Origin of the sequence: Streptomyces sp. HSG2 (assembly GCF_016598575.1) — a bacterium.
Lineage (GTDB): Bacteria > Actinomycetota > Actinomycetes > Streptomycetales > Streptomycetaceae > Streptomyces.
This window is the reverse complement of record NZ_CP066801.1, coordinates 3,035,969-3,057,660: the sequence shown is the minus strand read 5'-3', so window position 1 is coordinate 3,057,660 and position 21,692 is coordinate 3,035,969. Positions and strand designations below refer to the sequence as shown.

Here is a 21,692-nt window from a genome sequence, read left to right as displayed (position 1 = left end):
TTGTGAGGAATTATTCCTCTAAGGAGTGACGGCGTCTCCCAAGTCGCGGAACTCCTTCATCACAAGCAACAGCAGCTCCCGCACCTCGTCACCGAAGACCGCGGCCTGCTCGAAGCGACCGAACGTCTCCCCGTACGAGGCAACTTCATCAGCGTCGCCGGACACGCGCTCACTGCTGAAGGCCTCAACCACGACGGCCCGGTGATCGCACAACGTGAACCCGTGGCGAGGCAGGACTGGCACCGGCCGCCGCCAGGGGATGACTCCGAGCCGTACCGTGCTCAGGCTCTCGACAGCCAGCAGTCGGTCGAGCTGGGCCAGCATGAGGGCCGGAGTGCCGGGCCAGGTGCGCAACACGGCTTCCGTGAGGACGAACACCGATTCCCGCCCTGGCTCGTACAACACGCTCTGCCGCTCCACACGAGCAGCGACAGCCCTGCCGACTTGCTCAGCCGTTGCGGTCGGCGCGCTCGCGAAGACGTGCCGGGCATACTCCGCACTCTGGAGCATCGCCGGGAGAACGACACATTGGAACGAACGCACCAGTTGAGCGGACCGAACCTCTTCATCGACCGTCATGCCGACCGGAGTAGCACCGCCCGTCGATTGGTCAGAGTCGGACGCAGCCTCCACCGCGGCCAGGAGCTCCCAGACTTCACCCGCAGTCGACTCGTCCAGGCCGAGGGCACGCGAGAGCCTGTCGAGTACATCGGCACTCGGGACCATGCGCCCGGTCTCGACTTTGGACACGGTCGGCTGTCCCACTCCAGCCCGCTGGGCCAACACGGCACCCGTCAGGCCGGCCTCTGCTCGAAGCCCGCGAAGACGCGCCCCCAGCACCTTCGTCCGCTCTCGCCGTTCACTCCCCATGCCCAGGGTTCTACACCACGCGCCAGCAGCAACCGGGGCTGCTAAGCCCTGCCGACCATCAGATGGGACCGAACTGTCAAGCATCTCCCGGGACCGGACACGGCAGCAGCCCGAGCATGATTCAAACTTTCTCTACTGGTTCAAGGCACCCGCCGCGCACAGCGCGGCGCGCGCGGCCCGTCGCCCGGGCCGCCGCTCCTGTCTACGCCCCGCTTCGCCCCGGCCGCCGGCCGCACGCCTGACAGCTCGGGTTGATGGGCGGCGAACCCACCATGTGGCCGCGGCAAGTACGCGGCTCCAGGTCAAGACGATGCCTCCGGCGGGGGCGCTCCGGCTCCGGGATGGAGGGGGACCGTACGCGGGTGCCGGCCGGAGAGTGTGAAGGCGGGGGAACTCCCATCCCGCCTGCCACCGGCCCAGGACAAGCCGAGCAGCCACGGCACCGGGCGTCAAGGTCGTTCGTACAGTGGCGCGCTCCACCTTGACGCCCGGCACCGCGCCCGCTCCACATACGTGTGGGCCGACGGCAGACGGGATGGGAGTTAGGGGGGGCCTTGACCCCGAAGGGTGGACACCTGTTCGTGTCGTTATGCGGCAAGCGTCAGGGTAGCTGACTGCTGTTCGTAGGCGATTGGTGCCTGCTGTCCGTTCGCCGAGTGCCGTCGGCGGGTGTTGTAGCGGGTGGTCCAGCGGAAGACCGCCAGGCGGCAGGCACGGGCCCCGTCGAAGCGGCGGGCGCCACGGAGCGTCTCGCGTTTGAGGGTCGCGTTGAACGACTCGGCGAGGGCGTTGTCCGCGCTGGTCCCGACCGCGCCCATGGACTGCTTCACCTCCAAATCGGCACATACGGCCGCGAATTCACGGGAGCTGTACTGGGCTCCGTGATCGCTGTGGAAGACGGCGCCGGCCAGGCTGCCCCGCGTCCGGGCGGCGGCCCGGAGCGCGTCGGTGACCAGCGAGGTGCGCATGTGGTCGGCGACCGACCAGCCCACCAGCCGCCGCGAGAAGCAGTCGATCACGGTCGCCAGATACAGGAACTCGCCGTCGCCCACCGGCAGGTACGTGATGTCGCCGACGTACTTCGTGTTGGGTGCGCTCGCGGTGAAGTCGCGCCCCAGCAGGTCGGGCATCGCCGCGGCGGACGGTTCGGGCACGGTGGTGACCTGGCGCCTGCGCAGCCGCAGCCCGGCGATGCCGTACTTGCGCATGACTCGTCCGACGCGCTTGTGGTTCACGCGCTCGCCGTCCTCGCGCAGATCGGCGGTGATCCGGGGCCGGCCGTAGGTGCCGTCCCATTCGGCGTGCACGGCCCTGATCCGCTCGGCGAGAGCGACGTCGGCCTGTTCACGCGCGGCGCGGGCCGCGCGGCCGGCCCGCCACTTGTAGAAGCTGGAGCGGGCGACCTCCAGCACCTGACACAACCGCTTCACGCCCCAGGCGCGGTGATGGTCCTCGACGAACTGGAAGCGGCTGGTCACCAGGTCGTCTCTTGTGCGAAAAACTTCGTCGCCTTGCGGAGAATGTCCCGTTCGGTGGCGAGTTTCTGCATCTCCTTGCGCGCTGCCGCCAGCTCCCGGCGCAGGGCCTCGTTCTCGGCCTGAAGCTTCTCGGCCGTCGGCGGGGAATCCACCGTGCTCTTCTCCGTGCTCGTCGTGCTGCCCCCGCCGCGGCGGGCCCGTTCGGCCCGCACCCAGTTACGCAGCGTCTCGCGGCTGATCCCCAGGTCCTTGCCGATGCCCTCGAAGGTGTGGCTCGGGTCCGACAGGTACAGCGCGACAGCGTCCGCCTTGAACTCGGGCGAGTAGATCTTCATCACCATAAAAGATGCCTCCTACCCGGCCCCTGGCGGGGTCGGGCTCAGAGGTGTCCACCACTCGGGGACAGGTCCCGGGTGAGCGGTGGACAAGGCAGCTCCGCCCGGTTTGCCGCCCCGCATCCTTCAGCCCGAGGTTGGGACTATCTTTGCCAACGCGGATCCGGGTCTTGATCAAGTCGCGGAAAGGGAGGGCGAATATTTAGAGGAAGCCCGGCTGGCGAACTCTCGCCAGAGCTCACAATGCACCGCTCTTCCCCATCGGGTTCCGTTTTCCAACCAGTCGGCGATGGTCTCCACGACGAAGTCCCGCACATCGTCTCGCACCCCGTCCGCGTCCCAGTCCGCCTCGCCCAGCAGACGCTGCATCCCGATCGGATGCGCCTCACCGGCGCGCTCCGCCAGTGACCAACCGTTCTTGCGCTCCACCGGAGCGATCAGCCCAGCCATGTACTCCAGCGCCCGGCCCCGCGGCTCGGATCGGGAAAACCGCGAGGCGAACCGCGAGTGTAACCCCGCCAACACCTTACGCCAGGACTTAACTTGACGCACACCAAGATCCACCGACATGAGGACACTCAATCACACCTGACCCCATAACTGTGATTGCAGTACTAGGACTGGGGCCGGATGGCGCGGTTGGCTCGGACATGACCATCAGGGTGCCAGACAAAGACTCCGCCACACCTCCCTTCTGCCATCGTCGCTCTTGACGACGTGTCTGATGACGGCGGCACGAGGCCAGAAGTTGGCCCCAGGGACCTAGCGGTGGTGCCTGTTGTCAGTACCAGCCGCTACCGTCAGCTGATCGTCCGGACAGTGCGGCTACAGGGGGATGCATGGGTGGTCAGTTGCGCGTAGGGCAGGTGTATCGCTACGCCACTGGTAAAGACCCCGACCCAGCGATGCTGGGCGGGTATCCCAACTTCCACCATGTGACTCACTCGCCCGAGCTCCCGCGAGCCTTGCTGGAGGCAGGGATCAACGGCATGGCGAAGGTACGCACTCCGGGTGGGGACAGGCGGCCGGTGATTCTCATCCGGTCGAGCCCTTGGAAGGCCGGCACCGAGCAGACGCCTTGGCACGACGTGTTCGACATGGACAACGGGCACGTCCGCTACTTCGGAGACCACAAGGCCACCACCACCGTCGAACCCGGTAAGACCAACGGCAACGCGGCCCTGCTCGACGCCTTCACCGGGCACCAGGGACACACTCCGGAGGAGCGAGCCAGCGCCGTCCCGCTGCTGCTCTTCCGCGCGGTCTCGCGCAGCGGAAAGGTCAAGGGACACGTCGAGTTCTGCGGGTTGGGCGTCATCGAGCGGGCAGAGCGGCTGGTGCAGTGGGGTGGCAGCGAGCACACGACGTTCACGAACTACGTGTACGACATCGCTCTCATCGACCTCACCGCCGAGGATGACAAGGTCTCCTGGGACTGGATCGACGCTCGCAGGAACAAGTCTGTCAGCGACACGGCATCACTCGAACTCGCACCACGGGCTTGGCGCGAGTGGGTCAAGCACGGCCACTCGGCGCTGCCCAGACTCCGGCGGCGCGTCGCTCGCGCCAAGGTGACGAAGGTGCCCGAGCAGCGGCCGGCTCCAGGCACCCCGGAGGCCAAGGATCTGGAACTGATCTACAAGTACTTCGACGGGCGCAAGCACGATTTCGAGGCCGTCGCCTCAGCGGTTGCATCGCGTGTCCTGCGGGGCGCCGGCAACAGCTACGTCGAGGGCTGGCTCACCCGACGATCCGGCGACGGAGGCGCCGACTTTGTCGGGCGACTCGACATCGGCAGTGGCTTGGCCAGCACCAGTCTCGTCGTCCTCGGGCAGGCGAAATGCGTCAAGCTCGACAACCTCGTGACCGCCGAGCAGATCGCTCGCGTCGTGGCCAGGCTTCGCCGGGGCTGGATCGGCGTCTACGTCACGACAGGGGCCTATTCCGTACCCGCGCAGACCGAGATGGTGGAGGATCAGTATCCGGTGGTCCTCGTCAACGGGATGGACCTGGCTCGCGAACTCCGCGGCATGGCCCGAGACGACCACGGCGGAGACCTCGAAGCCTGCATTGAGCACATACTGACCGTGCGAGAGACCGCGGTCACGAACCGGCGACCTGAAGAGATCTTGCTGGAGTAGCCGCCCGAGGAGCGCGCGGCCGATCCGTGGACGGCGAAAGCGTATCGATGGGCCGACACCCCTCTGACCAGTACCAACGCGCAGGCCTGACACACCCTCCGGAGCCGTGTGCCGTTCCGCTCGCCGCGGAGAAACCGACAACGGGGCTGGGGCCGGTGGTGGTGCAACGAGGCACACGCGCCCCTGGTCGGTCGGCGCGCCCGCTGTCCCGGGTTCGACGTAATTCGGCAGTCTGGAGAGGCGAATCTGGGGCCTGACCTGGGTGGACATGCGTGTGTCCGCCTGGAGGGCGTGTCTCTAGGCGGTGGTGTTCTCGCTGGTCAGCGAGGTGTGGGCTGAAGTGAGACGACCTGCTTGGGGGCGGGGATGTCCAGCTTCGCGAGTAGGTCGCGCTGAGGCTTGGTCAGGGTGGTGACCTGCTGGAACGTGCCGGTGCGGCCGGTGAAGGTGCCCAGATGGAGGCGGTCGAGTTCGCGTCGGATGTGCGGCCAGGTCTTGCCGGTGGTGGTCTCGGTGATCCGGATGAGGAGGAGGGCGAGCCAGCAGAGGATGACGTGGGCTCGGATGCGTTCTTCGAGGCGGTGGTAGACGGGCCGCAGGTCGATGATCTGCTTCATGTCGCGCCAGCCGCGCTCGACTTCGAGCAGTTGCTTGTAGCCCAGCGCGATGTCCTCGGCGCTCAGGTGGGGGTCCGAGCAGCGCAGGAGGTACTTCCCGTCGAGGTTCTCCTCCGCCTTGATCTTCGCCTGGTCGACGCGGAGCTTGCCGGCCGGGGTAGCGCGAAGGTAGCGGTTCAGGCCGGGCTTGTCGGCGATCTTCCCGCGTAGTTCACCCCGCTTGAAGTCGCTGAGCTTGTCGGTGTCGGCGATCAAGCCGGCCAGCTGGGCGACGAGTTGTTCGCGCATGTGCCGGTCACGCTCGGCCGCTTCAGGGTTGTGGCAGATGACGAACCGGTCGGTGTCGGATATCCGCACCTCCTTGACGCGCATGTTCTCGCCGACGTCCTGGTAGCGGCCCTGGCGGAACAGGGCGGCCTGCACCTCGGGACTTCCGGAGCGGAGCTTCTCGCCGATGATGTAGGCGTGGTCGCCCTTGCGCAGGTAGCGGCGGTTGGCGGCGGAGGAGAAACCGCGGTCTGCCACCCACACGATCTTGGACAGGGTCCAGTCCCGCATCTCGTCCTTGACCTGCCGGATCAGCGTCTGGTCGGAGGTGTTGCCCGGCCAGCACCAGCAGCGGACCGGGATGCCGTCCCTGGTGACGGCCATGCCGATCACGATCTGCGGCAGGTCGTCGCGGGAGTCCTTCGACTTGCCGTGGGTCCGAAACCCGGCCTGCCTGGCCTCGTTGTCGTCCACATCGTCGGCGTCCAGGCGCCGGCCCGCGTCGTTGCGGGCGAGGGGCTCGTCGGGCTCCTCCAGTTCGAAGTAGGTGCTGGTGGTATCGAAGAACAGCAGGTCGACCTCCAGGTTCAGCAGGTTCGCGACCTCGTCGAACACCTGCTTCTCCAAGTCGTCCTGCACCTCGTGCAGCCAGTCCATCGCCCGGTAGCAGGGCTGTTCGCCGGTCTCGGCCAGGCCGTCGATGTGCACGTCGTTCGTGATCCACTCCGCCGCCGCGAGCTTCGACGACGGGGCCAGCGCCCGGTTGGCGACCAGGGCGAACAGCACCCGCTCGGTCGCGGTCATGTCCCGGCGCCGGCCTCGCTTGGGCTGCCCGACCCGGCCCACGATCTGGTCGATCCGCAGCCGGCGCCACAGCTGGTCGAGCACATAGGCGCCGCCGAACGGCACCGAGGAGACGAACTCCAGGTCCGACGCCGCGGTTGCGGCCAGCGCGTCGCCCGGCTCCAGCAGCTTCGATAGAGACATGACCAGACGCCTGACCGCCTCGCGGTCCAGGTCGTCCTCGCGGCCGAAGGTGAACAGCACCTTCGGCACCGCCCGCCCCTTCACCGGATCCCACTCGTTGTGGGCCAGATGCAGGTACCGGACCGTGCCGGACTTGTTCTCCCGCTTCGTCGTCCTCACGTACATGGATCCAGACGATAGGCCGAAGTAGCAGGCCAACACAGGTGAATCAAGAAAGTCGTGTCTCTAGGCCATTCCAGCCGTTTGCGCCGTCCGCGCCCCGATGACCTGCACCTTCAGCCCGCAAGAGCCTCCAGGACCCTCGAATTACGTCGAACCCAGGGCTGTCGTGGCTGACTGTCGTCGGCTGAGGTTCGTGCCACAAGCGTGCCAGATACAGGGGTCAGCCACGGTCAGCACCGGCGCCCCGCGGTCGGGTACCCGCTCGCTTCCACGACTGGCGAAGCCGCAGCTCAGCCCTCAGATCACCCAGCCTCTCTCCTAAAGCGGGTGTCGCAGGTTCGAATCCTGCCGGGGGCACCAGTTCAGAAGGGGCGCACCTGCGAGTTTTGCTGGGTGCGCCCCTTCTGACATCCACGTCCGACATCAACGCGGGCGATCACTCACGACCAGGACGACCATGGCGCCGCTTCCTGAGCAGTCGGTCCATACGGCTCACGGCCTCGCGCTGTCGCGCTGCGTGTCCTGGACGACGTTTAGTGGTGACGTCGGGTATTGGAACCGTCCGAATGCCTCTTGAGCCGGTCGCTGCCGCCGGGGCCGTCACGATCGGCAGGCTCGGATCAGAGACGCGAGGACAGTGCCTGGGTCGTGCAGGGGATGGGCGCCGTCGGTGACGACTCGGCGTGTGCCAGGATCCATCGGGTCCGTCTGCGCCCAGTCGGGAGACCCGATGTTGATCTCGACTTCCAAGCCTGACGCTGTGGCAAAGCGTCGTTCGCTGATCGGTCCCCATGAGCGGGTTCTGATCAGTTCGCCGAGGGCGAGCTCGTCGGCCCATGCGTTGTCGGAGTACTGGGACTCGTCTGTCGTGAGAAGGACGAGGTCGATGTCGGAGTCGGGCCGTGCGGCATTGCGAGCGCACGATCCGACAAGTAGGAGACCGACGACGTCGTGGCGGCCCGCGGCCCACCGCGTGACGCGGTGGATGATCTCTTTCGTTTCGGCAGCCCGTTCCGGTGAGATCGCAGGTCGCCCGCTCGCTGGCTGGTTGTCACGGTGCATTGTGTTGCCTCCCAGGTGAGTAGCGGTGGCTGACTTCTGCGGCGTAGGTGGCCCAGTCGCCTGCGGAGAGCCGTTGCCAGGCGACGGCGACGTCGGTGTGGATGTCGAGGGTGCGGGCGAAGATCGCGGCGTTCCTTGGCGAGACGTGGAGGAGTCTGCGCGGTCCTTCGGAGCTCGCAGGCGCCTTGTTCCTCCTCATGATGCTCGGGTGCATGGCCGTGATCGCCTCGATCGCGGCCTTCAACCGGCCCCGCTTGCTCGTCCCGCCCTACCTGCGCCACAGACGCCACCTGTAGGCCGGGCCCGTCCGTCTCCGGGGTTTCGGGCAGCCGAACCACTCGCGGCCCGGCCTCAGTAGCGGGCCTGGTGAACGATCGGTCCCTGCCGGCCGGTGTGTTCACGGGGGCCCCGCCATGGCGGCGTCCTTATTCGGTGCGCAGCCCCGCGGCGCGCACCCGTCGTGGGGCCACGACGCTCCCGCAGTACGATGATCCGGCCCCGGATCCCGTCCCAGGGTGTCCGGGCCGTCGTCACTGAGGAGTTGCGTGCCCGTGCCTGCCCGACTGCCCTCGTGGGCCTGGGTGTGTGGTCTGACCGTGGGTGCGGTGGCGGCGGTCACGGTACTGGCCGTCCAGGCGGACCGCGGCGCCGGGCCGGCGCTCACCGTCGCCACTCCCCGCCCCACCGTGACGGCGTCGGAGCCGCCCGTCGCCGAGGAGTCTCCCGTGATCGCCGTGCCCGAGGGTTCCGGAGAGGGACGGCGTATCGTCTACTCGCTCAGCACGCGACGCGTGTGGCTGGTCGACGCGGCCGACGTGGCCAGGCGCGACTTCGCGGTGTGGCCCGGCACGGTCGACCCGGGCATCGGCGCCTACACCGTCGGTGCCCGCCGGGAGGCGACCACGGGTTCGGATGGTGTGCCGATCGAGCACGTTGTCTACTTCGCCCTGCGGGACGGCGTGTCGGTGGCCTTCTCGCACGCCGTGGACGGTTCCTCGCCCCCGGCCGGCAGCCCGGGCGCGCGCACCGGCGGCATTCGTGTGCCCAAGGAGGACGGCGAGGCGCTCTGGGTCTTCGCCACACCGGGCACCCCGGTTCGGGTCGTGGACTGAGCTCGGCCCCGGCACCTTCCCCCGACCCCGGCGAGGAACGACGTTCCGGACTCGCACGGCCCCGGCCTCGGCACCTTCCCCCGGTCGGGGGAAGGTGCTTCGTACCGGCGGGGGGCCGATGGGCGGATCGCTCCCGTTCGATGGGGGGAGCAGCCTGAGGGGGTAGCGCGACACGTCGAGGGGCAGCGGTGCCCTGGAAGGCAGGAGACACGATGAAGATCGAGCGGGCGGCTGACGACTGGGCGCGGGCCCACGGTGACCTGCTGCGCGAGGACACGGCGGGCTTCGCCGTGGTGCCGGTCGCGCCGGTCACCATCACGCCGACCATCACGCTGGCGTGCGGCGTGGGCGCCGGCGCCGCGTTCATAGGCGCGACGCTGTACGCCAACGCCAACTCCGGCAACGTCTGCCTGACCGGAGGCAACGCGCCCGGCGAGATGGGCGACGTCCTCTCGGTCGTGTCCTGACCCGCGGGTCGGGCCGGGCGCGCTCCGCGAGCGGCCCGCCGCTCGCCTCCCCGCCGCGGCTGCGCCACGCCTTCGGGGCGGGCGGGGTCGCGCGTGCCCGGCGTGCCGCTCGTCGCGACGGGGCGGGACCGGCCGGTGTGCGGGGAGTCGCCTCCGCGGCGGCGGTTCGGGCGGGCCGCTAGCCCGGCCTCACCGCCACTCCGCCGGGCACGGCGTCCCCCGGGGAACGACGTAGGGCGCCGTCAGACGGTACGTGCCCGCCTCGGGGGCGACGAGCGTCGTCCAGACGTCCCCGTACGTGTCTTCCTCCGCCCCCATCAGGCAGCCGTGGGTGTTGTCGTAGACCTTCTCCGCCGCGGTCACACCGTCGGTGTCGGTGTCGGTGTCTCCGTCGGCGAAGGGGGCTTGGACCTCCTTCGGGGCTTCCAGGCGTTTCCCGTCGGAGTCCACGAGACTCAGCCAGGGCGAGTAGGGGATGCGGACCAGGACGCGTCCCGCCTCGGCGACGCGGACCGTCCACTCGTCCTGACCCGCCCGTTCCACGACCGCGTTGGGCTCGGCCAGCGGCGTGGGGTCGGTCACCTCGAAGAGTCGCCAGTTCGCGTCGCCCCAGACCTGGTGCAGGTAGGGCAGGCCGCCTTCGACCAACTGGCGTTCGCGCCTGCCGCCGTCGCCGTCCGGTTCGTCCTTGGGCAGGACGACGTACTGCACGGCCCAGCGTTTCAACCACGCGTGGTAGTTGGCAGAGTTGAGCGAGCCGTCGTAGAAGAGCGGGTTGCGCTCGATGTCCGCCTGCCGGTTCCAGCCCCTGGCGAGGTTCACGTGCGTGTCCAGGGCGGACGCCTCGCGGTGCGATCGGGCCGGGACGACCTCGACTCTGCCGCGCTCGGCCCCGACTTCGCGCAGTTGGTGCAGCAGGGGGGCCAACTCCCGTGCCCAGGAGGCTCGTGGTGTGGTGTTGACGACGTCGTTGTACGACTTCACGCCGATCCAGACCGCGAAGCCGACGGCCGCGAGGGACAGCGCGTACCACCTGCGCGACCGGGGCGCCGCGAACGGCAGCGCGGCCACCAGGACGGCACCGGCGAAGAGCATGGACAACCGGGTGACGTTCGAGCCGATCTGCGAGTTGATCAGCCAGACCAGGAGCACCGCCAGCCCGTACACACCGGCCGTGATCCGGACGGTCACCCAGTCGCGGGGCACCAGCACGGCCACGAGCGCGGCGAACAGGAACGGCAGGAAGGCGGAGCCGAACGACATGGGCTGGGTGCCGGAGAACGGGAAGAAGTACGCGGACAGGGCGACCACCAACGTCGGCGGCAAGCCGAGCGCCCAGGCGCCCGGTCGCCGCTTCTGGAGGAACATCGCCACCGCCACCAAACCCGTGAACAACCCGGCCACGGGTGAGGCCATGGTGGCCAGGGCGGCCAGCGGAGCCGCGCACACCGCCTTGGCCCACCGCCGGTAGCGCCAGCGGTGCGGCCAGCAGAACACCGCCGCCACGGCGGCGAGGGCGAACATGGTGCCCAGTCCGAACGTCACCCGCCCCGACAGCGCGTTGCCCAGCAGCCCGAACAATCCGGCCCAGGCGGCCGGAAGCGGGTTCCGTACCGGCCGGACCCGCACCAGGATCAGCGTCAGCAGGGCGGCGGACACCGTGCCGGCCAGCATCATCGTCGTCCGGACGCCGAGCAGCGACATCAGGTAGGGCGACACCACGCTGTAGGACACCGGATGCATGCCGCCGTACCAGGCCAGGTTGTACGCCGATCCGGGGTTGCGGCCGACGAACTCCGCCCAGGCGTCCTGGGCGGCGAGGTCGCCCCCGCTGTTGGCGAAGGTGAAGAACCAGGCGAGGTGCAGCAGGCCGGCCACCGCGGTGACGAGGAGCACCGGATGGCGCCGGGCCCGGTCGCGGAGCCGCCGTGGGAGGCTCCGCACCCCGGCGGGGGCCTCCCGTGAGGCCGCGTACTCGGAAGGTGTCCCCGGCGGGGTGGGTCGGTCCGAGAGCCCGGCGGCGGGGTCGGCTCCGCTCGGGTGGTCGGCGCCCTCCGGGACGCCGCCGGTCGGGGTCTGGCCCGGCTCGGCCGCGGACGCGTCGGCGGGCGGGCACGTCCTCGTGCGCTCGGTGTAGTGGGCGTGCGCCCTCCGCGAAGCGGCCACTCGCATTCTCTCCCGCGTCCTGTCCGTCACGTGCCGGCGCCCGGTCGGGGCCGTTTCCTCCTGCCGTCCCGCCCCCCCCTTCCGGGGTGGTCCCCAGTGGCGTGCGGGTCCCCTGCGCCCGGGTCCGCGGGCTTCCGAGTATCCGGTGCGGTGGGGTGTCCGCGGGATCGAGGCCGGGGAGGCGGGCCTGGTTCGGGGTCAGCCCAGGCGGGTCAGTCTTGGGGTGAACCCGGGTTCCACCAGATCCTCGGCCAAGGCCACCGGAACCTCGACGGCACCGCTCGTCGCGCCGTCTCCCACGGTCAGCGTGCCCACCTCGGTACCGGCCTTCGCGGTGTGCGGCACGTCGGCGGCGGCGAAGGTGAGCTTCACCGTCAGCCCCGGCCAGCCCGCCGCCTCCACGTCCCGCGTGGTGACCACCGGTGTCCGGCCGCCGAGACCGTCGTCCACGTAGCCGACGACCTCGCCCTTCTCGATGATCACCATGGACTCCAGTGCCTCCTGCGCCGCTCGGATCAGTCGATCCGACTCGTACAGCGCGGCACCGAGGATGGTGTTGTCCTCGCCGCCGGCGGGCTGCCGCACCACCGCGCCGACGATGGTGCGGGTCTCGCCGCCGACGTCCTGCTTCGCGGCGAAGACGAGGTTGCCGAGAGCCGAGGTGGTCGTGCCGGTCTTGATGCCCACGACCCCGTTCCGGCCGACCAGGCGGTTCCAGTTGGAGTGGTTGACACCCTGGTAGTCGTCGTACGACATCATGGCCGAGACCTCGCGGAACACCGGCTGCTCCATCGCCGCCTTGGCGAGCTTCACCTGGTCGACGGCGGTGCTGACGGTGCTGTCGTTGAGGCCGGAGGGATCGGTGTAGGTCGAGTCGGACATGCCGAGGTCCTCGGCGGCCTCGTTCATCTTCTCGACGAAGGCTTCCTCCGAGCCTGCGTCCCACCGCGCCAGGAGGCGGGCGACGTTGTTCGCGGAAGCGACGAGAATGCTCTCCACCGCCTCTCGTTGTGTGATCGAGTCGCCGGCCGAAACCTGGACCGTCGACTCGGCCCCGGCATCGGACTGCTCCTCCGCGGTTTCGTCGATCTCGATCTTCGGGCCCTCCGCCCCGCTCTTCAGCGGGTGATCACGCAGGATGACGTAGGCGGTCATGATCTTGGCCACGCTGGCGATCGGGACGGGTTCCTGTTCGCCCGAGGAACCGAAGGTCCCGATCCCCTGCACGTCGAGAGCCGCCTGGCCGCTCTCCGGCCAGGGGATGCGCGGATCTCCCCCCTCGAAGGTGAAGCTCGCCGGTGCCGTCAGGTCGAGGCGCGGCTGCGGGAGCGAACGGGTGGCCTGGACGACCGCGAAGACGACCACCAGGAGAAGAGCGAGCGGCGTCCAGATCTTGACCCGCCTGGCCGCCGTGCGCAGCGGGGTCTCCGGCGGGGGCGGGGTGTTCGTCAGCTCGGCCAGAAGATCCATCGGCGGCTTCGGCGGCATCGGCTGCTGCCGGGTCCGCTCCGGCCCCTCCGTCCCCCCGGCATCGGAGGGATCGGCGGAGCCGACGCCGGCATCGGCATCGGCGGGCGTCGCGGGGGGAGTCGTGGCGAGCACCGCGGTGACGTCGGCGGCGGTCGGCGGTTTCCGTGTCGCCGGGTCGTCGAGCGGTCGGAGCGCGACGAACTTGCTGGTGCGCTCCGCCGGGCTCTCGGCGGCCCCACCGGTCCCGGACCCGCCGGACGACGGGGCGGCGCCCTCAGCCCCGTCGGCGCCGTCGGCCTCGTCGAGGTCGGTCGCCTCGGCCTCGTCCGACCGCGGCCTCGGGCCTTCCGCCTCCGTCCCGCCCGAGTCCGCCCGCGGGCTCGGCCGCTTCGCCCCTTCCACCGGCTTCCCCAAACCGGTCCGCTCCGGTCGTTCGGATCGGCTCGCGCTCTTCGGACCGCCCTCGGCGTCGGCTCGCTCGTCGCCCGGCGTGCCGTCCGCGACCTCGTCCGCGCCTCGCGCACCGCCCTCACCAGAGCCGTCGAACGCGAGCGCGGTGGTCGGTTGATCGGTGCCCTTCCCGGCGGGGGCCGGAGCCTCGAAGACGGCGGTCGGTCGATCCGTCGGCGGCGAGCCCGCTCCCGAGTCGGCGCGGGACCGGCCCGTCGTCGGGTCGGGCGCGCCGGGCGACTGGTCCGCTGCGGGGCCCTCGTCGCCCGCGTCTCCCTTCGCCGCGCCGTCACCCTCGTCGCCGTCGCCCTCGTCGGCGTCCTCGACCCGCCCCTTGCCGTCGGCGTTCGCGGCGGCCGGCCGGTCCTGGGCCGTCGTGGCGTCGGCGGTGCGGACCCAGGCGGAGACCGCGGCACGCAGTCGGTCCTCTCGGGCCTCCGACTTTTGCCCCCCGTCCCGCGCGTCCCCGCCTTCGGCGGGCCGTGTCTCGGCGTCGGGTCCCGCGTTCCCCCCCGTGCCGTCGGCACGGTCGGGCTCGGCGTCGGCGGCGTCGGCGGCCTCGGCGAGCGCGTCGTCGGCGGGGGGCTTGGCGGAGGTGGAGCGGACCACGGCGTCCAGCGCGGACGTGCTGTAGAACTCGGCGGCGGCCCCCGGCGCGACCGGGGAACGGCCTGACTTCCCCGTCTCCGCCTCCGCCTCCGCCTCCGGTGCGGAGTTCGCCGTGTCGGGCCCGGCGTCCTCGGACGACACGTCGGACCGTGAGCCCCGGGGCCGGCCGGGGCCTCCGGTCGCGTCGGCCTTCTCGCTCGACGAGTCGGCGCCCGGGGAGGGTTCGGAGTCGCGAGCGTCGCGGCTGTCGGACCGCCCCGCGTCAGGTCCGGTGAGAACGCCGTCGCCGGCCTCCTTGGCCCCGGACGGCGAGTCCTTGCCCCGCCTCCCCGCCGGGAGGACCCGGGTCGCCGTGTCGGACTCGCCGCCGCTCCGGCCGGACACCGCGATTCTCGGATCCGGCTTTCCCGACGCCCGGGGCGTTCCTCCGGTCGGTCCGGCGGCCGGGGACGCGCCCGACCTCTCGGCCGGGCGGGCCGGGGTCCTCGCCTCGGGAACCGGGCGAGCACTCCCTGGCGTCGGTTCCACCGACGACTCGCGCTGCTTCGACCTGTCGGGGGACTCGCCCGCCACCGATGCCTCCTTCACGCGCCGCACGCACCGCGTGCGCATACCGAACCATGTACCAGTGTCCTGTGTACGGGGAGACCCCAGGCGGTAGACGAGAACGACATACCAGCCGGTTCCGTCACGAACCGGCCACGCACCCTCGACAGACCAATGTGAGAGGGGTCACCCTGTCATTCATCCACGCGGGGAGGCATGGATGGGCAGGAGCCGCAGAACAATTCCGGAGGAGCTTCTGTTGCTCGCACTGGACCCGGCCACGGGTACCACTGCGCAGCCGCAGTCGCTCGACCTCGGTCTGGCCGGAGCACAGCTCGTGGAGCTGGCGCTGGCCGGACGGATAGCCCCAGACGGGGATCGTATCGCCGTGGTGGTGCCACGGCCGACCGGAGATCCGACGCTGGACTGCGCCTTGGAGTTGCTGCGAAGGCGTGGCGCCCCGGTGCGGGCCGTCCACTGGATCGGCGGGCCCCGACTCGGGCTTCGCCAGACCTATCTCTCGCATCTGGAGCGGTGCGGCATGGTGCACGCCGTCGAGGGTCAGATGTGCGGGGTGCTGCCGACGACGCGCTACCAGGCGACGGACACCGCCATCAGTCGGGAGATCAGGGCCCGGTTGGACGCCGCGATCCGTACCGGCGTGCCACCGGATCCCCGGACCGCCGCGCTCGCGGCGCTGGCCCACGCCGTCGGCCTGGGGAAGCACCTCTACCCGGGCAACGAGGGGCGCTCGTCGCGGTCTCGGCTGCGGGACCTGATCCGGCACGACCCGATGGGCGGGCTGGTCGCCCACGCGGTGATCGACGTGCAGAACGGCGCGGCGGCCCAGCCGCGTCGGGCCGCGGGCCGCCCGGGGTCGGGAAGCAGGCCCTCCGGGGAGCCCGCCCCGGGGGTCGCGCGGCAGTCGCGCCGAGGTTCCATGGCGCGTGCCGCCGCTCACTGACCGCCCGCGCGACCCGTCCCGCCGGGCCCGGTGGGGCGTGGACGGGCAGGGGCGCGGCGTCCGTTCCGGCAACGCCCGCCGGGGCGCCGCAGAGGTCGGGCGACCGGGGTGGTGGGCGGTGGAACGGTTCCGTTCCGCGAGGCACCGGCCGCGCCCGCGCGGGGCCGCGCGATCGGGACGGGACCCGACGGATGGCCGGCCCGTCGTGTCGACGCCGGCCGGCGGGACGGTCCGTGTGGGGTCGGTGGGCGGGTCGGGGCGGCGGCCGGCCGCCGCCCCGGCTTCCTCTGCGCGGGGGATGCTCCGAACCGGCGTGTACGCGGCGCATGTGGATCGTTTCCCAGCGGCGGGAAGTGCCGTGGTGGCAGTCTGCTGAGCAGCAGATACGCAAAGTGGCACACACGCAGCCGGAGGTGCACGCCCTGTGGCGTCCAACGTCAATCCCACCGTCAGACGGCGTCGACTGGGTCAGGAGCTGCGCCGCCTCCGTGAGATCAAGGGCATGACCGCCGAGGAGGTGGCGGAGCGACTCCTGGTGTCGCAGTCGAAGATCAGCCGCCTGGAGAACGGGCGGCGCAGCATCAGTCAGCGTGATGTCCGGGACTTGTGCGGCGTGTACGAGGTCTCCGACCAGCTGATGGTCGACTCGCTGATGCAGATGGCCAAGGACAGTCGCCAGCAGGGCTGGTGGCACGCGTTCGGGGACATTCCGTACAGCGTCTACATCGGCCTGGAGACGGACGCGGACTCCCTGCGGACCTACGAGCCGCAGATCATCACCGGCCTCCTGCAGACAGGGGCGTACGCGGAGGCCCTGGTGCGGGGAGCGCTCCCGGAGACCCCGCTGGCCGACGTGGAGAAGCGGGTCAAGGTGCGGATACGGCGTCAGGAACGCGTCACGGCCGAGACCGACCCGCTCCGCCTCTGGGTCGTCCTGGACGAGGCGGCGCTGCGACGGGTCGTGGGCGGCCCGCACGTGATGCGGGAACAGCTGGAGCAGGTGGCCGAGATGTCGCAGCGACCTCACATCACCGTCCAGGTACTGCCGTTCGACGTGGGCGCCCACCCGGGCGTGAACGGTCAGTACTCCATCCTGGAGTTCGCCGACGCGGCGGACTCCAGCGTGGTGTACATCGAGGGGGTGACCAGCGACCTCTACCTGGAGAAGGCGCAGGACGTGCAGAAGTACACGTTGATGTACGAGCACCTGCGGGCGCAGGCGCTGAACGTGGAGCAGTCCCGGCGGCTCATCGAGACGATGGCCAAGAAGTACGTGGTCTAGGCGACCGGCGGGGGGCGCACACCACCTGCGATGTGCGGCGGAACCCTACATCAGGCGCGCTCCGCTCTGGAGGGTTCATCCGGGAATCCCATTCGGTCGGGTGAACGACCGCTCCGCGCGGGCGGGCCAGAGAGTAGCGTCGATCACGCCAATGATCACGCGTCGTTGGCGCGAGCCGTGCCGCGAGCCCACCGGGCACGCGGCACGCCGACAGCCACTCCCCACGAAGCGAACGGAGCACCCATGGCCATCTCTCAAGGCGCCGCGGATCACTGGATCAAGTCCTCCCACTCCGGGGGCAACGGAGCCTGCGTCGAGGTGAGGTCCCCGGCCGTGGCGGCTCTCCTGGTCCGTGACTCCAAGATGCCCGAGGGTCCGACGCTGGCCTTCCCCTCCGACGCCTGGACCGCCTTCCTCTCGACGGTCAAGGGCTGACACCGGCTCGCGGGCACGTCGAGGCGCGCGCCGGGCTCGGATCCACCACGCACGAGCCCCGCGCAGGGGCCCGCCGCGCGCCTCGGCGGCGCGGGCCGGCGCCTCGCGGGGCCGTACCGGCCCGACCGGCCCCGTACGGCCGGTGGCGCGGTCCTCTCGACCGGATCGCCGTCCCGGCCGAGAGGACCGCCGAACGCCCGAGTCAGCGGCCGACCGCGAGTCGGGCCTCCAGCTCCGACACGAGGTCGGCGGCGTCCGGTTCGGTCTGCGGCGAGAAGCGGGCGACGACCTCCCCGTCCCGGTCGATCAGGAACTTCTCGAAGTTCCACCGGATGTCGCCGCTGTGTCCCTCGGCGTCGGCGAAGCCGACCAGCCGTTCGTAGAGGGCGTGCCGCCCCGCGCCGTTGACCTCGATCTTCTCGGTCATGGGGAACGTCACCCCGTACGTCGCCGAGCAGAATTCGGAGATCTCCTCGGCGCTGCCCGGCTCCTGGCCAAGGAACTGGTTGCAGGGCACGCCCAGCACGGTGAACCCCTGCTCCGCGTAGCGCTTCTGCAGCTCCTCCAGCCCGGAGTACTGGGGTGTGAGACCGCACTTCGAGGCGACGTTCACGACGAGCACGACCCGGCCCGCGTACTGCCCGAGCCCGGCCGAGCCGCCCCCCAGGGCGGCGATCTCGACGCCGAGGGGTGAGGACTCGTGATCGATTGCGTCAGATGTCATGCCGGGATGGTAGGCCCCACGCGCCGGCGGTGGCCAGGTCGTCCGCCGCGCCGGGATCCCCCGGGTGACACACGACTCGTCGCGAACGTGTACGGGTAGGACTTGGCCCGTTCGGACGCGGGAGACGCGACGATACACTCCGCCCGGCCCGAGTAAGGGCTGAGAACGGGGGATTCGACCGGTACCGTTCCCGCTTTCCCCACCCTCGGTCTCGGCCGACAATCGTCGCACCCGTTTACCTCTGTGAAGAGTTGGCGCTAGCGTGGGGGCGTCCCGGGCGACGCCCGGGCGGTGCCCGCCCGTCGTGACCCGCCGGGTCGCCGGGTCGCCGGGTCACGGAAACACACGGCAAGGGGGTGTCCGATGCGGCTGAGCGGGGCGGTCCACTCCTCCCCGACCGTTCGGGAGACGGCGGTCGCGCCGGGCGAACGGCCCACCGCGCCGCCGGGACTCCCCGAGGGCGCCGCGGCGGTGCGCCAGGCCCCCGGTGGGCCCGGTGACCTCCCGACAGCTCGCGCCGGCGCCCCTCCGTCCCGGCCCGGGGACCAGCCTCCCCGCCCGTCTCCGGGCCCCGGGCACGAACGGCCCCGACGCCACCGGGCCGGCCGCCGCCCGCCCCTCAAGTGCGCCGGGCCGCCCCCGACTCGGCACGGAGCGCCACGCAAGCCCCTCGAACGGCCGCCGGACAGACGGCCGTCGGGCCGGCCGGGAGGGAGAGCCCGACCGTCGGCACCGACCGCGAGGGCCTCCCCGTGAGCGCGGGTCGCCCTCGGAACGACGTCGCGCGGGACGGCCGACCCCGTTCCGGCCGCCCACCGCTCCCCCGGAGGCGGCCCGACGTCAGTCGAGCACCGGGAGCAGCCGCGGCAATCGGCCGTCGGACGCCCGGGCCACGCGCCGCCGCTCCCCGGTGACCTCTCCGTACAGAGTGGTGCGCGGCCGGGCCGGGCGTCCGGCCGCCTCAGCCACCGCGACCAGCTCCCGGATCGTCATGTGCGAACCGTACGAGGAGCCCGCCATCCGGGAGATGGTCTCCTCCATGAGTGTGCCGCCGAGGTCGTTGGCACCGGAGCGGAGCATCTCGGCGGCGCCCTCCGCGCCCAGTTTCACCCAACTCGTCTGGATGTTCGGGATATGCGGGTGCAGCAGGAGCCGTGCCATGGCGGTGACGGCACGGTTGTCGCGCGCCGACGGCCCGGGGCGGGCGATTCCCGCCAGATACACGGGCGCGTTGGTGTGCACGAAGGGCAGCGTCACGAACTCGGTGAACCCACCGGTGCGCTGCTGGATCCCGGCGAGGGTGCGCAGGTGTCCCAGCCAGTGCCGGGGCTGGTCGACGTGGCCGTACATCATCGTGGAGCTGGAGCGGATGCCCAGCTCGTGGGCGGTCGTGACGACGTCGATCCAGGTGGCGGCCGGGAGTTTGCCCTTGGTCAGGACCCAGCGCACCTCGTCGTCGAGGATCTCCGCGGCCGTTCCCGGGATGGAGTCAAGCCCCGCCTCCTTCGCCGCCGTCAGCCAGTCGCGGATCGACATCCCGGTGCGGGTGGCGCCGTTGACGACCTCCATCGGCGAGAAGGCGTGCAGATGTATGCCCGGGACCCGGGCCTTCACCGCGCGGGCGATGTCGAAGTAGGCGGTTCCGGGCAGGTCGGGGTGGATGCCGCCCTGCATACAGACCTCCACCGCTCCCACCTCCCAGGCCTGCTCGACGCGGTCGGCGATCTGGTCGAGGGAGAGCGTGTAGGCGTCGGCGTCGGTGCGACGCTGGGCGAAGGCGCAGAAACGGCAGCCGGTGTAACAGACGTTGGTGAAGTTGACGTTGCGGGTGACGACGTACGTGACGTCGTCACCGACCGCCGACCGGCGCACGTCGTCCGCGACCCGGCACAGGGCGTCCAGGGCGGGGCCGTCGGCGTGGAGGAGGGCGAGCGCCTCCGCGTCGGTGAGCCGTGTCGGGTCGTCGGCGGCGGTGGCGAGAGCCGCACGTACGTCGGTGTCGACGCGCTCCGGTGCCATGCCGGGAGCCGCGGCCTCCCTCAGCGCCGTCCAGTCTCCGTACACCTCGTCGAAGTCCTCCCGGCGGTCGCCGGTGCGCCCCTCGGTGTCGATCGTGTGGTGCAGGTCGGTGCGGCCGGAGGGGGTGAACACCTCGTCCGGCTCCTGCCACGGACGGCCCTCGACGACGGCGTCGGGGACGGCGAGCCCGGTTCGGGGATCGGCCAGCGCTTCGACGTGCGGGCGCAGCCGGGGGTCGAGCCAGGGTTCGCCGCGACGCACGAACTCGGGGTAGACGCAGAGTCGCTCGCGGAGTTCGAAGCCGCGGGCCGCCGAGCGGCGTGCCAGTTCCTCGATCCGCGGCCAGGGGCGCTCCGGGTTGACGTGGTCGATGGTGAGCGGGGAGACGCCGCCCCAGTCGTCGATGCCGGCGTCGAGGAGGCGCTCGTACTCGGCGTCCACCAGGTTCGGCGGGGCCTGGAGGCAGCCCGAGGGACCCATGATGTGGCGGGCTACGGCGACGGTGGCGACCAGGTCGTCGAGGTCGGCGTCGGGCATCCCGCGCATCGCCGTGTCCGGCTTGGCTCGGAAGTTCTGGACGATCAGTTCCTGGATGCCGTGGTAGGAGCGGGCCACACGGCGCAACGCGAACAGGGACTCGGCGCGCTCCTGGTGGCTCTCGCCGATGCCGATCAGCAGGCCCGACGTGAAGGGCACGGAGGAACGCCCCGCGTCCTCCAGGACACGCAGCCGGACGGCGGGCTCCTTGTCCGGGGAGCCGTGGTGCGGGCCGCCCGGTTCGGACCACAGGCGGGTGGCCGTGGTCTCCAGCATCATGCCCATCGAGGGGGCCACGGGCTTCAGGCGCTGGAAGTCCGTCCAGCCGAGGACACCCGGGTTGAGGTGGGGCAGGAGTCCGGTCTCCTCCAGGACGCGGATCGCGATGGCGCGCACGTAGGCGATGGTGTCGTCGTAGCCGTGCGCGTCCAGCCACTCGCGCGCCTGCGGCCAGCGGTCCTCGGGCTTGTCGCCGAGGGTGATCAGGGCTTCCTTGCAACCCAGGGCGGCACCGCGCCGGGCGATGTCGAGGACCTCGTCCGGCGACATGAACATGCCGTGTCCGGAGCGGCGCAGCCTCCCGGGGACTGTGGCGAAGGTGCAGTAGTGGCACTTGTCCCGGCACAGCCGGGTGAGAGGGACGAAGACGCTCTTGGAGTACGTGATGACTCCGGGCCTTCCGGCCGCGGTCAGGCCGGCGTCCCGGACCCGGGCGGCGGAGGCGGAGAGGTCGTCCAGGTGCTCGCCCCGGGCCTGGAGCAGCACCGTCGCCTCGGCGACGTCGAGCGCGACGCCGTCCCGGGCACGCTTGAGGGCGCGACGCAGGGAGTTCTCGGTGGGGCGGCCGGTGGGGCCGGTGGAACCGGTTCCGGAGGTCGCGGAAGTCGTCATCCTTCGAGCATACGAGCGGCGGGATCGGCGGCGGCGCGGCCGGGTCCGTCGGCCTCGACCTCCGCCGTCTCGGGCCCGGCCGCGGCCTCGCGGAAGAAGCG

15 protein-coding genes, 1 tRNA gene and 1 pseudogene are annotated in these 21,692 nt (G+C 70.9%); 8 read left to right on the top strand and 9 right to left on the bottom strand.

Annotated features, from left to right (window positions below; genetic code table 11):
- Positions 1-18 precede the first annotated feature (18 nt).
- The 3 genes and pseudogenes from JEK78_RS13010 to JEK78_RS13000 form a co-directional block, all read right to left on the bottom strand.
- A complete protein-coding gene (locus JEK78_RS13010; RefSeq protein ID WP_200258650.1) occupies positions 19-870 on the bottom strand; it encodes a helix-turn-helix transcriptional regulator in 852 nt (283 codons plus the stop codon).
- 587 nt (positions 871-1,457) lie between these two features.
- Positions 1,458-2,689, bottom strand: a protein-coding gene (locus JEK78_RS13005; RefSeq protein ID WP_200258648.1) for an IS3 family transposase whose coding sequence is annotated in 2 segments (ribosomal slippage) — positions 1,458-2,371 and positions 2,371-2,689 — 1,233 coding nt in all. Because the reading frame shifts where the segments join, the coding sequence is not laid out codon by codon here.
- Positions 2,690-2,965: 276 nt separating this feature from the next.
- Positions 2,966-3,253: pseudogene (locus tag JEK78_RS13000) on the bottom strand (transposase); the annotation flags it as partial.
- A gap of 419 nt (positions 3,254-3,672) precedes the next feature.
- Here JEK78_RS13000 and JEK78_RS12995 point away from each other — a divergent pair.
- Positions 3,673-4,824 carry a restriction endonuclease gene (locus tag JEK78_RS12995; protein WP_200258646.1) on the top strand — a complete coding sequence of 384 codons (1,152 nt, stop codon included), beginning with the start codon at positions 3,673-3,675 and terminating at the stop codon, positions 4,822-4,824.
- Positions 4,825-5,144: 320 nt separating this feature from the next.
- On the opposite strand, the gene JEK78_RS12990 is transcribed toward JEK78_RS12995, so the two are convergent.
- Positions 5,145-6,860, bottom strand: a complete 1,716-nt coding sequence (locus JEK78_RS12990; RefSeq protein ID WP_200258645.1) for an IS1634 family transposase — start codon at positions 6,858-6,860, stop codon at positions 5,145-5,147.
- Between the two features lie 279 nt (positions 6,861-7,139).
- Between JEK78_RS12990 and JEK78_RS12985 the strand changes: the two genes are divergently transcribed.
- Positions 7,140-7,217: transfer RNA gene (locus tag JEK78_RS12985), tRNA-Arg, on the top strand.
- A gap of 240 nt (positions 7,218-7,457) precedes the next feature.
- Here the strand turns inward: JEK78_RS12985 and JEK78_RS12980 are convergent.
- Complete coding sequence (locus JEK78_RS12980; RefSeq protein ID WP_200258644.1) at positions 7,458-7,919, bottom strand: nucleotidyltransferase domain-containing protein; 462 nt, start codon at positions 7,917-7,919, stop codon at positions 7,458-7,460.
- 110 nt (positions 7,920-8,029) lie between these two features.
- Between JEK78_RS12980 and JEK78_RS12975 the strand changes: the two genes are divergently transcribed.
- The 3 genes from JEK78_RS12975 to JEK78_RS12965 all read left to right on the top strand — a co-directional run bounded on the left by JEK78_RS12975 (position 8,030) and on the right by JEK78_RS12965 (position 9,498).
- The gene (locus tag JEK78_RS12975) at positions 8,030-8,215 is read left to right on the top strand and encodes a hypothetical protein (protein WP_200258643.1); all 186 of its coding nucleotides are present in this window, start codon (positions 8,030-8,032) and stop codon (positions 8,213-8,215) included.
- Positions 8,216-8,470: 255 nt separating this feature from the next.
- Positions 8,471-9,031 carry a L,D-transpeptidase gene (locus JEK78_RS12970; RefSeq protein ID WP_200258642.1) on the top strand — a complete coding sequence of 187 codons (561 nt, stop codon included), beginning with the start codon at positions 8,471-8,473 and terminating at the stop codon, positions 9,029-9,031.
- A gap of 212 nt (positions 9,032-9,243) precedes the next feature.
- A complete protein-coding gene (locus JEK78_RS12965) occupies positions 9,244-9,498 on the top strand; it encodes a hypothetical protein (protein ID WP_200258640.1) in 255 nt (84 codons plus the stop codon).
- A gap of 189 nt (positions 9,499-9,687) precedes the next feature.
- On the opposite strand, the gene JEK78_RS12960 is transcribed toward JEK78_RS12965, so the two are convergent.
- Together JEK78_RS12960 and JEK78_RS12955 are read right to left on the bottom strand one after the other, a co-directional pair.
- Positions 9,688-11,442: an MFS transporter gene (locus JEK78_RS12960; protein ID WP_200264140.1), complete on the bottom strand. Its 1,755-nt coding sequence runs from the start codon at positions 11,440-11,442 to the stop codon at positions 9,688-9,690.
- A gap of 420 nt (positions 11,443-11,862) precedes the next feature.
- Positions 11,863-14,805 (bottom strand): D-alanyl-D-alanine carboxypeptidase, encoded by a 2,943-nt coding sequence (locus JEK78_RS12955; RefSeq protein ID WP_200258637.1) that lies wholly within the window; start codon positions 14,803-14,805, stop codon positions 11,863-11,865.
- Between the two features lie 154 nt (positions 14,806-14,959).
- Between JEK78_RS12955 and JEK78_RS12950 the strand changes: the two genes are divergently transcribed.
- The 3 genes from JEK78_RS12950 (at position 14,960) to JEK78_RS12940 (ending at position 17,420) form a co-directional block, all read left to right on the top strand.
- Positions 14,960-15,703, top strand: coding sequence for a GPP34 family phosphoprotein (locus tag JEK78_RS12950; protein ID WP_200258635.1), 744 nt, complete (start codon positions 14,960-14,962; stop codon positions 15,701-15,703).
- A 424-nt stretch (positions 15,704-16,127) separates the two neighbouring features.
- Positions 16,128-16,985 (top strand): helix-turn-helix transcriptional regulator, encoded by an 858-nt coding sequence (locus JEK78_RS12945; RefSeq protein WP_200258633.1) that lies wholly within the window; start codon positions 16,128-16,130, stop codon positions 16,983-16,985.
- A gap of 243 nt (positions 16,986-17,228) precedes the next feature.
- The gene (locus JEK78_RS12940) at positions 17,229-17,420 is read left to right on the top strand and encodes a DUF397 domain-containing protein (RefSeq protein ID WP_200258631.1); all 192 of its coding nucleotides are present in this window, start codon (positions 17,229-17,231) and stop codon (positions 17,418-17,420) included.
- Between the two features lie 202 nt (positions 17,421-17,622).
- Here the strand turns inward: JEK78_RS12940 and JEK78_RS12935 are convergent, their stop codons facing one another.
- Together JEK78_RS12935 and JEK78_RS12930 are read right to left on the bottom strand one after the other, a co-directional pair.
- On the bottom strand, positions 17,623-18,144 hold the full coding sequence (locus tag JEK78_RS12935; RefSeq protein WP_200258629.1) for a glutathione peroxidase: 522 nt from the start codon (positions 18,142-18,144) through the stop codon (positions 17,623-17,625).
- An 840-nt stretch (positions 18,145-18,984) separates the two neighbouring features.
- Positions 18,985-21,591 (bottom strand): bifunctional FO biosynthesis protein CofGH, encoded by a 2,607-nt coding sequence (locus JEK78_RS12930; protein WP_200258627.1) that lies wholly within the window; start codon positions 21,589-21,591, stop codon positions 18,985-18,987.
- Positions 21,592-21,692: the final 101 nt, after the last annotated feature.